At 46.0% G+C, this 13,417-nt stretch carries 9 protein-coding genes; 2 read left to right on the top strand and 7 right to left on the bottom strand.

The window, feature by feature from the left end:
- The first annotated feature begins 152 nt into the window (after positions 1-152).
- Together Q0668_RS22580 and Q0668_RS22575 are read left to right on the top strand one after the other, a co-directional pair.
- The gene (locus Q0668_RS22580) at positions 153-2,318 is read left to right on the top strand and encodes a Na+/H+ antiporter NhaC family protein (protein ID WP_298868794.1); all 2,166 of its coding nucleotides are present in this window, start codon (positions 153-155) and stop codon (positions 2,316-2,318) included.
- A gap of 101 nt (positions 2,319-2,419) precedes the next feature.
- The gene (locus Q0668_RS22575) at positions 2,420-3,445 is read left to right on the top strand and encodes a dihydrodipicolinate synthase family protein (RefSeq protein WP_298868793.1); all 1,026 of its coding nucleotides are present in this window, start codon (positions 2,420-2,422) and stop codon (positions 3,443-3,445) included.
- Positions 3,446-3,468: 23 nt separating this feature from the next.
- Here Q0668_RS22575 and alaS read toward each other — a convergent pair whose 3' ends face one another.
- The 7 genes from alaS to Q0668_RS22540 form a co-directional block, all read right to left on the bottom strand.
- Positions 3,469-6,096: an alanine--tRNA ligase gene (alaS, locus tag Q0668_RS22570; RefSeq protein WP_298868792.1), complete on the bottom strand. Its 2,628-nt coding sequence runs from the start codon at positions 6,094-6,096 to the stop codon at positions 3,469-3,471.
- 11 nt (positions 6,097-6,107) lie between these two features.
- The gene (locus tag Q0668_RS22565; protein WP_298868791.1) at positions 6,108-7,712 is read right to left on the bottom strand and encodes a trypsin-like peptidase domain-containing protein; all 1,605 of its coding nucleotides are present in this window, start codon (positions 7,710-7,712) and stop codon (positions 6,108-6,110) included.
- A 192-nt stretch (positions 7,713-7,904) separates the two neighbouring features.
- Entirely contained in the window at positions 7,905-8,903 is a 999-nt protein-coding gene (gene recA / locus Q0668_RS22560) for a recombinase RecA (RefSeq protein ID WP_366918977.1), read from the bottom strand.
- A 365-nt stretch (positions 8,904-9,268) separates the two neighbouring features.
- Positions 9,269-9,835 (bottom strand): class IV adenylate cyclase, encoded by a 567-nt coding sequence (gene cyaB, locus Q0668_RS22555; protein WP_298868789.1) that lies wholly within the window; start codon positions 9,833-9,835, stop codon positions 9,269-9,271.
- Between the two features lie 51 nt (positions 9,836-9,886).
- Positions 9,887-11,542, bottom strand: a complete 1,656-nt coding sequence (locus Q0668_RS22550; protein ID WP_298868788.1) for a multiheme c-type cytochrome — start codon at positions 11,540-11,542, stop codon at positions 9,887-9,889.
- 181 nt (positions 11,543-11,723) lie between these two features.
- Positions 11,724-12,974, bottom strand: coding sequence for a DUF1573 domain-containing protein (locus tag Q0668_RS22545; protein ID WP_298868787.1), 1,251 nt, complete (start codon positions 12,972-12,974; stop codon positions 11,724-11,726).
- Between the two features lie 116 nt (positions 12,975-13,090).
- Positions 13,091-13,417 (bottom strand): hypothetical protein (locus Q0668_RS22540; RefSeq protein ID WP_298868786.1); only part of this gene is annotated, 327 nt, incomplete at its 5' end.

Here is a 13,417-nt window from a genome sequence, read left to right as displayed (position 1 = left end):
AGCGTAAACAAGCGACTTTCTGTAAGGCAGCGCTTGCAGATTCGCCGGGGATCGGTTTCAATATAGCCATCAGGACGTTTGAGAAGTATGATTTCGAGCGAGTTCGATCTACTTTGCACCCTTCTTTTCATTGATGAGGCAGCCTGGGGACGATGGCGGCGATTCATTCCTATCTGATCATTTTGACCAGCTTCGTAGCACAATCCGATAAGATTTCGGATGTACCTCTGCTGGAAGAACCAGCAAGATATTCTATAGAAGCGCCTGATATCACTGTTAGAGGAGTCCCTGTCAGCAAAGTTACCATTCGTGCTCTCAAGGTGAATGGTTCTCTGGATACGGCTTTTTCAGGTCATCCTCAGCAAATTTTAGGTTTGGAATTATGGGTCGATGACGTTGATACCGCTTTACCTCGTTTCGAAAATGGCATTCTGGAATTAAAGACAGATTTGTCAAAAAACCAGAAAGTCTTTATTACTCAGGATACCATTGTTGTCGATCCGGATATTCGCGGAACTGGCAAGCAAGCGGTATATCGTATTTCAAAATGGTTAAGCCTGCTGCCTCCCCTGATCGCCGTTGTGCTGGCGATCTGGTTTCGGAATATTATCCTGGCCTTGCTGGTCAGTATCTGGTGTGGTGCAGTGATTATCTATCATGGGAATCTTTTTTTAGGGTTTGTTCATGCGCTCGATACCTTTGTGATCCATGAAATTGTGGAACCCGGCAGTCCTGATAATTCTCATATGATGATCATTTTGTTTACGATGTTTCTCGGCGCGATGGTGGGCGTCATGTCTATGGGAGGCGGGACTGCAGCATTAGTTACCCGACTCGCTCAATACGCGACAAAACGCGAGCATAGTCAAGTGATGACCTGGTTTCTGGGGCTGGTGATTTTTTTTGATGATTATGCGAATTCCCTGCTGGTGGGAAGTTCGATGCGGCCTCTGACGGATCGCATGAAGGTTTCTCGCGAGAAGCTGTCATTTCTGGTCGATTCTACCGCAGCACCTGTTTCCGGAATCGCCATCATCTCCACCTGGGTGGGAGTGGAAATTGGTTATATTGCAGACTCGTATGCCAGTCTGGGAATGGCCGAAGATTACTACACCACTTTTTTATATAGCTTGCCTTATCGATTTTACCCTTTGCATTTATTGGCATTTGTCTGGCTGGTTGCCTATTTAGGGCATGATTATGGTCCGATGTTGAAAGCAGAAATTCGGGCCATTGCTTTTAATCAGTTAGTTCGACCAGGGCGTGTCAATATTCTCGAGTCTGAATCTGGTGCAGAAAAGGGGGAGTTGGCTCATCGTCTGTTATTACGTAATGCGTTGATTCCGTTGTTCGTGCTATTGGGTCTGGCAATGACGGGATTATGGTGGACGGGATCCATTGAAGTGGATCAACTCAACCAAGCGCTGTTTCAGCAGGACAAACCTTTATTGGAAAAGAATTTTCGTACGATTTTGGAACATGCTTCTCCCAATCGCGTCTTACTGATTTCCTCGTTTCTGGCGTCGATCGCCGCCATTGCCAGTTGTAGTTTTTCCAAAGCGCTTTCATTAAATGAATGCATTGAGGCCTGGTCGGTTGGCGCGAAAAGCATGTTTCTGGCAATTCTGATTCTGGTTCTGGCCTGGTCCGTTGCTACGATTTGCGATGAGAGTCATCTGAATACTGCGGGAGTTCTGGTCGAAATGCTTTCGGGAAGTCTTTCGCCAAACTGGATGCCCATGATCACCTTTCTTTTAGCGGCAGCGGTCAGTTTTGCCACTGGTAGTTCCTGGTCTACGATGGGGTTAATCATGCCTTTATCGATTTCGGTGACCTATAGCCTCTTAGTACCATTGAATGAAGCTGGCCCCAATCATCATTTGATGCTGGGGACCATTGGTGGTGTGCTGGCGGGTGCCATCTTTGGTGACCATTGCTCACCCATCTCAGACACGACGATACTTTCCTCTGCTGCTTCCGGATCGGATCATCTCGATCATGTCATTACACAAATGCCGTATGCTGTCACAGTTGCCATCGTTTCAGTTGTATTTGGATATATTCCTGTCGGTTTTGGTTTTCAGCCCTATATTCTCTTGCCGGTTGGTCTGATCGTATTATTTATCATTGTGCAATTTTATGGAAAATCTGCTGAACTGGAAGCCGCCAAGGTTCTTAAAGCGGGTATCAGTGCTGAGGAATTTAACAATCCTAATGATAAAGAGGTTGAGCTGAAGGAATCAGACGAGGAGAATGAATCGGAAGAAGCTGAAGAATTGGAAGAGACTACTACAGACTCTGTGGAAGAGTCAGAATGAAGATGTCTGAAACTGTGTCCTCCCCGTGATTTGTGTGCTATAATTCTCCTATATCCCTTAAGTTCTCAAACAGTTTGTTTAATGCACAGGTGTCCCTCAGAATGCAACCGCAGACAAAACTCAGTGGTATTTTTACTCCGAATTTGGTTCCCTATGATTCGAAAGGCCAAATCAACGAGCCGGAATTACGTCGTTACATCGACTGGCTAATTGAAAAAGGAGTCCATGGTCTTTATCCCAATGGATCCACAGGCGAGTTTACCCGATTTACTCCGGAAGAACGTCGTCGCATCGTCGCGATCATTGCCGATCAGACACGCGGTCGCGTGCCCATTCTGGCAGGAGCGGCTGAAGCCAATGTTCGCGAAACGATTAAGGCTTGTGAGTATTACCATGAACTGGGAATTCGGGCCGTGGCAATTGTGGCTCCCTTTTATTACAAGCTGAGCCCTGCCTCTGTTTATGCCTATTTCAAGGAAATTGGTGATAACACTCCGATTGATGTGACTCTCTATAACATTCCGATGTTTGCCAGCCCGATTGATGTCCCTACGATTCAACGCCTTTCAGAAGAATGCGAGAAGATCGTCGCGATTAAGGATTCATCGGGAGATATTCCTAATATGATTCGTATGATTCAGGCAGTACGTCCAAACCGTCCGGAGTTTTCATTTCTGACGGGTTGGGATGCCGCATTGATGCCTTTGTTACTGAGTGGAGCAGACGGTGGCACGAATGCCAGTTCTGGAGTGGTTCCAGAGCTGACACGTAAGCTTTATGATCTGACGATGTCTGCACAGTTAGATGAAGCGCGCCGGATTCAATACGACTTATTGACGTTATTTGATACGATGATTTATTCTGCCGAATTTCCGGAAGGGTTTCGAGCTGCCGTAGAGCTGCGTGGTTTTCAAATGGGGCAAGGGCGTCAGCCGATTACTTCGGAACAGAAAACCGATATATCCACATTGAGCCGTACGCTGCAATGTATGCTTTCCGAACATGGCTTTACGAATGAACCCATTGGAGGCTGTTCTACCGGAATTACCGAAGATCTCGACAACCACGATGTTTCACAGATTGTGCAACGTGTGGTTGCGGAACTCAATCGACGTAATCTGATCTAAGTTCTGCTAAGTTCGATCAACGATTAACTTTCCAGCTGGCTGCGGTAGTAGTCTGCGCCAGCCGAAAGTGCTTCGTCCAGTTTTTCCGGATGTTTACCACCGGCTTCTGCCATATCAGGTCTACCACCGCCTCCGCCGCCGACAATTTGTGCAGCGACTTTCACGCAATCGCCGGCTTTGAGCCCTTGTTTGATCAGATCCTGGTTGACGGCTGCCATCAAAGCAACTTTCCCATCGATGACAGTACCTAGAATCAAAGCGACTTGTTTTCCTTTTTTACGCAAATGATCTGCGAGTTCGCGCAGTTGGTCTCGCGATGAATCCTGTGCATGATAGGCGACAATCTTTACATCGTTTATTGATTTCGTAGTTTCGAGTAGTTCGTCAGCCGTGCCCGCCAGCGATTTGCTGGAGTACTTCAAGAGTTTCTTTTTCGTTTCCCGCAACTCTTCCTGCATATGGAGAATTCGTTGTGGTAACTCATCGGGACGAGGCACCTTAAGTTGTGCAGCGATTTCCTGAAGAAGTTTTTCGGTGTGTCTCGTCTTTTCGAGTGCTTTTGATCCCGTGAGGGCGTGTATGCGGCGCACGCCTTTCGCGACGGGTTCTTCATTCACGATTTTACATAACCCCACCTGTCCTGTGTTAGAGAGATGAGTTCCCCCGCAGAGCTCAATACTGAAATCTCCCATTTGGACTACACGCACATTGTCTGGATATTTTTCACCAAACAAAGCCATTGCTCCCAAATCTCTGGCTTTCTGTAGTTTCATCAGTTCCGTACTGATGCCGGCTCCTTCTGAAATACGTTGATTGATGATATCTTCGATTTGACTGACTTCATCCGGAGTGACTGCTTTGCCGTGTGAAAAGTCAAAGCGAAGCATATCTTCTTCCACCTTCGAACCGCGTTGCATGGCGTTTTCACCCAAAACGGTCCTTAGTGCATGATGCAATAAGTGGGTTGCCGAGTGAGCTCGTTCAATTCCTGAACGTCGCGGACTGATCACCGTTGCTTTAACCGTTTGCCCCTGTTCCAGTTTCCCATTCAAAAGGTGGCCGATGTGGAGAGTCAACCCCCCGTTTTTCTGGGTATTAATGACCTCAAATTTCACTCCGTCCGCTTCGATGAAGCCAATGTCACCGACCTGACCACCGGCTTCTGCATAAAAGGGACTTTGATCCAGGACGAGCACGACCGGGTGCGCGTGGCCTTTTTCCACCATCGATTCGACCAGTCGGTCCTCTGCGATAATGCCGACCACTTTTCCTTCTGCTTCTGTTGAATCGTAACCTCTGAAGTCAGTATCGCTGGTGGTTTTATGCAGAGCAGTCAAGGGGCCTTCTGACATTACCGAATCTAGAAATGCTCCGCTGCCGCTCCCTTCTTTGTGTCGTTTCATCAGGGTGTTAAATTCGGTCCGGTCAACGGCGATATTATTTTTTGCGGCGAGTGCCTCTGTGAGTTCGATCAGAAAACCGTCTGTCTGATGCAGGTCAAAAGCGTCTTCACCAGAAATTTCCGAAAGGCCTTGCTTTTCTGCATTTTTCAGGAAACCCTCAAAGCGATTAAGCCCTTTTTCAATGACACTTAGAAACTGTTGTTCTTCTTCTTTGATTGTTCTTTGGACATTTTCGACGGTTTTTGCAATATCCGGATAAGGAGTTTTCATGATGTCTACAACAGCGGGGACAAGCTGGTACAGGAAGGGATCGTGCTTGCCTAGCAGGTAGCCTTCCAGTAAAGCTCGCCTGAGTAGCTGGCGAACGACATAGCTCTCTTTTTCGCTGCCGGGGTTGACGCCTTCATGAATACTGAATGTGATGGCGCGGACATGGTCTGAAATGCGGCGGATTGGTCGGCCCGTCGGTTTTTCAAATTGATAATCCGTTCCTACCGTATCAGCGGCTGCCAGGCAGAGTTGTTTGAGTGTATCGATTTCAAAGTTACTCTGCACACCTTGCAAGACGGCTGCAGTGCGTTCTAATCCCATGCCTGTATCGATATTTTTTTTGGGCAAGGGCTGCAGATTGTCGGGGGGATCTCCCACGCGATTAAACTGGGTGAATACCAGATTCCAGATTTCGACGTTATCTTTTCCCCCATTGGGATGATAGAAGATTTCACTGCAAGGTCCACAAACGCCATCGGGACCTAATGAAGGCGCACCTGCGGGCCAGAAATTTTCATGTTCATTTTCACGGCTGATGCGGTTGGCGGGAAGTTTGATCTCATCGTGCCAGATATTATAGGCTTCATCATCTTCCTGATAGACGGTAACGGAGAGCAGGTTCGGGTCGAGTCCCAGCCATTTCTTATCTGTCAGATATTCCCAGGCCCAATGTATGGCATCGCGTTTAAAGTAATCGCCGAACGAGAAGTTTCCGAGCATTTCAAAAAACGTGTGATGATAGGCGGTGACTCCTACATTTTGAATGTCGCCTGTGCGGAGGCACATCTGGCAAGTTGTGGCGCGTGTGAAATCGAGTTTGCCTATCCCGAGAAACTGGTTTTTGAATTGATTCATTCCCGCGGGAGTGAATAATACGGTGCGGTCATCGCGTGGGACCAGGACATCGGATGGTCGGCGGATACACCCTTTTTCTTCAAAGAAGGAAAGGTAACATTCGCGAAGTTCGTCTGTATTCATTGTTTTTAAAATTACTTATCAGGGAGGGGAAGGATCACTTCTCGGTCATCCAAAAGTTGTAATATGACTTGTGAGCTATTTAGTTTTTTTGCTTCCTCATAAAATGCCTCAGGTGTCTGAACCATTTGATTATTTATCTGGCGGATAAAATTTCCTTCTATGAGGCCAGCCTGCTGTGCGGGACTTCCTGGTTCGACATGAGTTATGACAACAGCTGGTGGATAACTGAACGGAAGGAATGTATATTTCTTGCGAGCTGTGGGGAAATCAACTCTCATTCCGCGCCAGAGTGGATGGCGAAATTGGGTTTGTACAATCCCCTCATCATCAACCACTGGCCATTTTCCTAGTTTTATTGTCAGAGTCAACTCACGCAGTTTTTTTCCTCTCAAGATTTGAATCTTTACTTCATTTCCCGCACCTGCTTTACCGACTTCGCGCATTAAGTCGAGTTCGTTTGTCAATTTATGCCCATTGATAGAGAGAATCAGGTCTTGCGGCAGCATGCCGGCGAGTTGGGCAGGGGAGTATTTTTCTACATTTCTCGCTTCAACATAGTAGGGATCTTGCAGTATAAAATTTCCTACAAAACGTTGCTTTGCCTGATTTCGTTCAATTCTCTTAGGTTCGATACCCAGAAAACCATATTCGGCTTCCAATCCTGCAGCGAGGCTATTAATGATGCGTAGCGTCGCTTTGTTGATGGGAATCGCATAGCCGGTCGATTTTTCATAACCTTCGAGTGCAGCCAATGCCGTTGTGACACCGATTAAGTTTCCATCGAGGTTCAGTAAGGCACCGCCACTTGTACCCAGATCAAGGTGTGTGTCGACTTGTAACAGAGTTCCAAAATGGTGTAGCGTTTCTTCTTTGGCAAGTTCCTGGTTCAGGAAGTGTTTTTTTACAGGAATTGGAAACCGATGAAAGTTGCTTACAATACCCCAACTGGCGCTGGGAGAACCATCACGGGCGATTGCATAGGGGTTTCCCAGGGCAATCACGAATTGTCCTTTCCGAACCGTTTCGGTCGATGCGTATTTGATGGGAAGCAGTGATTGGGCATATGTTCTGGGAAGTTTCTGAATTGGACTAAGAACGCATAAATCACTGCGCGGGTCAGCCGCCAGAATTTCTGCATAAAATCCCTGCTGGTTGGCAGTATGAACATAAATATGATTTTCAGAGTTTGCTTTTTGACCTGCAACAGGTCCGCCTTGTGTGAGATGATAATTCGTGAGGATCAAAACGCGGTTCTGTTTTGTCGGATCTGGAATGAGAACTCCCGAGCCAAAATCGTTGGGAATGAAATTCAAATTCTGTGGATCTTGTGATGTATTCAACCCCTGATCAGGGTCCAGGCCAAAGGGTGCAGGGATTCGGGATGGAATCCGTTGTCTTCTGGTTTTGATTTTCGAAATCGCAACGACTGATTTTTCAGCCTTTTCAATGGCATTGATCAGTTGTTTTTCAACAGCAAAAGCAACGGCGCGTGCATCCAGTCCTTGCGCATAAAGTGCATGGTTCGTTTCAGTCGGAAACCAGAGCAGGCCTGCCAGCAAGGATATCGTGAACAATGCATGGCTTTGCGCAAAATTTGTTGATGGAGCACCAAACATTCTTTGCCTTACGTAAAAATAAAAAATCTAATGCGCAGAAAACGTTTTCCACTTGATCGGGTAATTATCGATACTGATTTTACCGTGTTTCTGAGGAGAACCCAATGCAAAACGACCTTGATTACCATTGTCGGAATCAAGGTCGTTGAGCGAATTTTTCTGGATCATTGATTTTAAGGACTGATCGTCAAATCAGGCTTCGACTGGCTCTGGTTTTTTCGAGGGTAGCAGCCCCTGTGCTTCCAGTACTTTCTGCTTGATTTCCAGGCAAAGATCGGGGTTTTCTTCCAATACCGTCTTGGAACGGTCTCGCCCCTGCCCAAGTCGTGTTTCTCCATAACTGAACCAGCTACCGGCCTTTTTGACGATTCTGTTTTCAACAGCCAGATCGAGGAGATCTAATTCGAAGTTGATTCCCCCTGTCGTGAGCATGTCAAATTCGGCAATTCTGAACGGAGGTGCAATCTTATTTTTAACAATCTTGGCTTTCATTCGAATGCCCGTGACGGTGTCACCATCTTTGAGTGTGGCAATCCGGCGGACATCTACACGCACCGAACTGTAAAATTTCAATGCGCGACCGCCGGGAGTTGTTTCGGGACTCCCAAACATTACACCAATTTTCTCACGAATCTGGTTGATGAAAATCACGGTTGTTTTGGATTTGGAAATGGCGCCGGTTAATTTTCGCATGGCCTGACTCATCATACGGGCCTGCAGTCCAACGTGTGTATCGCCAATTTCGCCATCTAATTCTGCTTTGGGGACGAGTGCTGCTACCGAGTCGACAACAATAACGTCAACAGAGTTTGATTTGATCAGCATTTCTGCAATTTGCAGCCCTTCTTCCCCATAGGATGGTTGGCTGACGAGCATTTCTGAAATATTGACGCCTAGTTTTTTGGCCCAGATCGGATCCAGTGCATGTTCGGCATCAATAAAGGCTGCTATGCCACCTTCTTTTTGTGCATTTGCAATGACGTGTAAGGCGAGTGTTGTTTTACCGCTCGATTCTGGTCCGTACAATTCGATCACTCGCCCACGGGGAAAGCCTGTGCCGCCCAGGGCCAGGTCGAGTGAGAGTGCGCCGCTGGGAATTGAGGGAACGACTTGCGCATTCTCTCCTTCCAGCTTCATGATGGCGCCTTTACCAAACGCCTGCTCAATTTGCCCCAGCGCGTTATCGAGCATTCCTTCAGTTTTGGTGGAGCCGTTGTTATTTTTTGGCGGGGGAGTTGTAGCTCGTTTTGATCGTGACTTTGCAGCCATTGAGGTCTTCCTTCAATAATATGACAGTTGCCCCGCAATTGAGTTCGAGTTCGTCAGGCGAAGCAAGTGCCTAATTTGTCGAGAATTGCGGGGACGTCTTTATTGAACGCCGTCTCGACCCATAGAGTTAAAAGGAAATGTCTATTGTGAACGAAGTTATACTAACGAATTCTTTTTTTGTCACAATAGCAAATATGAGAAAATTATATCTGATGACAATTATTTCAGAATTTGGTCAGTCTGAAAAGGAATAAGGAACGTGAAAGATTCGAAAATCTGTAAGAGTTTCAGGGGCTATCTGTCTGAGTTTCACTTTCAATCAGCATTCCCAGGTACGATTTTAGGATGGAATCGGTCAGCACCAAAGTCTCAGCCAGTTGGATGATTGCGGTTTCTGCTTCCTGAAGTTCAGACTCTTCGGCCATCAATTCGATTTCTGCAAAAGTTCCGAGTCCTTCGACTTCATCAATGGCAATTTCAAATGAGTTATGATGAAGCAGATAGGTGAAGGGGGTGCGCCTTTTTTTAACCGTTCTGAGTGGCTGAAACCCGAGAAACTCGAGCATCTCTGCCATTTGTTCAAACGCTGGCTGACCTGAGTCAAATGCCAGTTCAATTTCTTTACGAACCTTGCTGATCATTGCCCGTTTAGGACCTTTGTAGGTGATGCGGTTTTCTGCCCCATTACATCTAATGCGAATGGCTTCGTCTGTTTCCGCAAAATTGCGAACCGGGTGCATAAAATAAAAATCCTGCTGCTCTAGACAAATTCCCCGTGTCGCGCCGAGATGCTCCAGTTGCTCAAACAAAGCATCTCGATCAGCAATGGCAAACTTTTGTTCCACTTCCAGCATTTGAAGACCACATGATCGAGGGTTAGCAAAATTTCAGGTATGAGAAGACAATTAATCGCGCCAAGGATGTTCGATTTTTTTCCAGTATGAATCAAATTCAAATTTGGGGCTGTTGTCCAGATCGTGACACTGGTAGCAGGTATTCTTTTTAGCTTCGGCGAGTGTGACTCGCATGACTTTTTTGGCTTCTTCAAGTTTGTCCATATCGACGAGTTCGATGTGTTTGCTTCCCGGTCCATGGCAGTTTTCGCACTGCTGTCCTAGCAGATGAGGCGATTCTTTTTTATTAACAAAACCACTTTTATATCGAATCACTTCCTGTGGATGCCAACCGGTTACATGACAGGAAAGGCATTCGGCATCATAGATGCGGGAGATGATTTTCTGACCTTTCTGATCTTCTCGCCCGGTAATCAGACTTTCGTATGCACCGGCATGTTTGGTCGTTAACCATTTTTCGTATGCTTTGGTGTGGCATTCACCACACGTCTCTGCACCTACAAAATCGCTACCGCGAGGATGATCAATGGGAAGTTCTTTTGCTGCCAGATCTTCCTGTTTCAGGCGATCCTGATAGAATTGCATTTGCTCAGCCATGCGTGGCGTATCCTGAAATCGTTGCTTATCGAGTTCGATTACTGTGAACCGAAATCGTTTCGCAGGATCATTTTTTGCTGTCTTCTGTGGATAATAGCCAACTACGCCGGCACTTTTACCCTTGTGGCCAACATCGACCATCATGGTTTTTCCGATAAATTCAGGTTCACCGATCGGATCTTCTACACCACCTGCCGTCAATAGGATATCAAAGACCGGAAATTTTTCTGCAAGCGATTTTGATTCCTCTTTTTTGGAATGGGAAAGTAGAATCATGAGGTCCGGTTTGGTTGCTTCCATTTTTTTGATGACTTCCGGAAGCACTTTCGCAGGTTCGAGCCATGTCATGTCTGTGAGTTTTTCCATGTGGCTTTTTCCGATAATGGAAGTCACCGCTATTTTAACCCCGCCGACATTGACTATTTTGAAATGGTTTTTTCCCAGGTTGGGGGTTTCCAGGATCAGAATATTGGCGGCCAGGAATGTGGGTGTGGTATCAGGGGATGCTGGATCGGGGTTATGCAGTTGCAGAAAAATATCGGCACCGAAGCGGAGCTCTTCAGGTCCTAATCCTAAACCGGCGTATTTCATATCTTTCAAGGAAGCCAGTATAGTTTCATATTTAATTTGACTTTGCCTGCGATTGCGTTTTACAAGACTTCCTAGATCAAATGCGGTTACGGGCCAGTTTCGTTCTTCAATTTTTTTAAAGAGATTGGCTAGTAGTGAGACTCCGCCCGTCTGATTTTGCGTACAACCGCAGGGTTCGAGATAACCATGTCGTTCGCCTGTCAGGACAATTGCCAACTTGGGAGCGGGCCAGTCTTTGAAGAGCGGCTTGGTTGATGTCTTAGAAGATGATATGGTTTTCGGAGAGGTTTTTCCTGCGGTAGATTGGGGGACGTGTTTTTCCGTCACCGTAGAATCTGATTGAGGTGTGGAAGTTGATGAATCTGCCTGCTTCTGTTTTTTCGGCTGATTTTCTGTCGCAGTGGAATTCGAAGTGGTTGAGGTAGACTGCGGAGTGTTGTTTTCACAGCCCGTCAGCAGCAGGAATGCGGCGAACAGGGAAAACAGGCCATGATTGTCTGAGAATCGTTTACATAACATTCAATACGACCTTCCATGGGATTAATTTGAGGTAGATGAATAACGTGGGTGAAACCTCGCCGGTTATCTTAACTCATAACATGGTATTGCGTCAAAGTGGATCTGAGACGGGCCTGAAAAGGTTAGAAACAGAACCTGTTGAATGTGATTGAGCCATCAGCGGCTGAAACAAAACTGGTGTTTACAATGCTATAAATTGGATTCGTAACTCAATTTCTTTTGCATTGGGGTGGTTCGTTTTCAGTTTCACGCGAGCCTGATTGCTCTGATCGAAAGAAGCCGTTGGGCTACCAGCGGGAACAGAGAGTTTTATCACGTAACGTTGTTTATTCGTGGACTTAAATTGATCGTCTTTTTTAATTTCAAATTTCAGATAATCGGGTTTGATCTCCTGATTCATAATTTTCAGTGGTTGTTCAATTCCTTCTACAAACATGGATAGCGTGACTTCTTTTCCCTCTTTGGCAGAAAATTGTCCAAGTCTCAATACCATTGTTTCAGGATTCCAGTGCACTCCAAAAGTAGGCACAATTCGAATGGGCCCGGAATGATTGCCCGAAATCTGAATCACAAATTCTCGATTTCCGTGTTTGTGCTCATGCTTGTGCCCATCCCCTTCTGTGTGTTTATGATCAGCTTCAGAATGAGGTTCTTGTGTATCAGGGATATCTGTTTTGATAATCAGGCGTTCGTTAAACCCTCCCAGAGGAAATTTTCCAGGATCTGCGGTGATTTTTATAGAGTATCCTGATTTCGCTTTGACTTCTTTTAGTTCTTCTGGCGTAAGAGGTTTAAACGAGGATGTCAGGCCGGGTTTGCTGGCTACAATCTCTAACACTTTAAACTCATCCAGATACTTGGTGTGTATCATTCCTGTATGAGAAACCGGAGTACTGTTCGACATGACGGGCAGTGACCAATAGGCGCCACTTTCAGTATCGCCGCTAAAGGAGATCAACCGGTTAGCACTTCCCCGGATCTGGAGTTTGAGTTCCTGGTTTTTGGGATCGTTAGTGTAAACGGTTGCTGTCTGCCCAAAAATTTCCTGAGTACTCTTTGGTGTCCAGGTTAGTTCGATCTCAATGGACTTGCCTGGAGCGACAGAGTTATCTTTCATTTCACTCAGCGTGCATTTGCATGTAGTGGTCCCTTTCTTAACTTCTAGAGGAACCTCTCCTTCATTTTTTAAAATAAACTTATGTGAGAGAGTCTGCCCGACTGCCATTTCGCCGAATTCATAGAGTGGTTTTTCAACAACTGCTTTTGGGTACGGGCCCGTTGGCGAAATTTTCGGACGGTCATCATCAGTTGATTTTGTAGGTATCTTAGGTTGGACAGACTTAAGATCCCCATTGCCTCGACCTAACCAGACTGTACCTATGAGAGCAACAACAAGAACAAGTATTGTTGTAAGAATGGATCGAAGATTCATAATGCCACCAGTAGAGAAGAATATTGATAATAAATGAGAATATTAAACTGAACTTGCAATTCAGGAACAACGAGCTTACGTTCCCCCGGTTATTATGAACCGTAGGGCACCTGAGTTCAATTCTGATTCCTTTGTCCTATGTTAATTATTTCCTTCATTCGATTTAATGAGGCTTCCGTCAAATATTTATCCACATGCTGAGCACGATGGTTGGCTTCATCCAGCTCAATGGCTCGTTGTGCCTGATACTGGCTTTCGTTTATTTTGCCTGAATCTGCTAAAACTTCAGCAAAAACAGCACGATAACGGGCATTATTGGGATAACCTTTGACCGCCTGTTTTAGATTAATGGCTGCAGCATTCAGATCATCCTGCAGTATTGACGTTTGATATTGTTGGTAAAAACGTTGTCCTAGCTCAAAATAGTTTCCCGCGTTCAAAGG

Source organism: uncultured Gimesia sp., assembly GCF_937910335.1.
In the GTDB taxonomy this organism is placed as follows: Bacteria; Planctomycetota; Planctomycetia; order Planctomycetales; family Planctomycetaceae; genus Gimesia.
Note: the sequence above shows the minus strand (reverse complement) of the source record. Positions and strands in the feature narration are given on the sequence as shown.

What these genes read in the sequence shown, in the direction of transcription:
- Q0668_RS22550 (WP_298868788.1), bottom strand. Translation starts at nt 11,542, where the DNA reads ATGTTATGTAAACGATTCTCAGACAATCATGGCCTGTTTTCCCTGTTC.
- Q0668_RS22565 (WP_298868791.1), bottom strand. Translation starts at nt 7,712, where the DNA reads ATGTTTGGTGCTCCATCAACAAATTTTGCGCAAAGCCATGCATTGTTC.
- cyaB (WP_298868789.1), bottom strand. Translation starts at nt 9,835, where the DNA reads ATGCTGGAAGTGGAACAAAAGTTTGCCATTGCTGATCGAGATGCTTTG.
- alaS (WP_298868792.1), bottom strand. Translation starts at nt 6,096, where the DNA reads ATGAATACAGACGAACTTCGCGAATGTTACCTTTCCTTCTTTGAAGAA.
- Q0668_RS22545 (WP_298868787.1), bottom strand. Translation starts at nt 12,974, where the DNA reads ATGAATCTTCGATCCATTCTTACAACAATACTTGTTCTTGTTGTTGCT.
- Q0668_RS22575 (WP_298868793.1), top strand. Translation starts at nt 2,420, where the DNA reads ATGCAACCGCAGACAAAACTCAGTGGTATTTTTACTCCGAATTTGGTT.
- Q0668_RS22580 (WP_298868794.1), top strand. Translation starts at nt 153, where the DNA reads ATGGCGGCGATTCATTCCTATCTGATCATTTTGACCAGCTTCGTAGCA.
- recA (WP_366918977.1), bottom strand. Translation starts at nt 8,903, where the DNA reads ATGCTCGATAACGCGCTGGGGCAAATTGAGCAGGCGTTTGGTAAAGGC.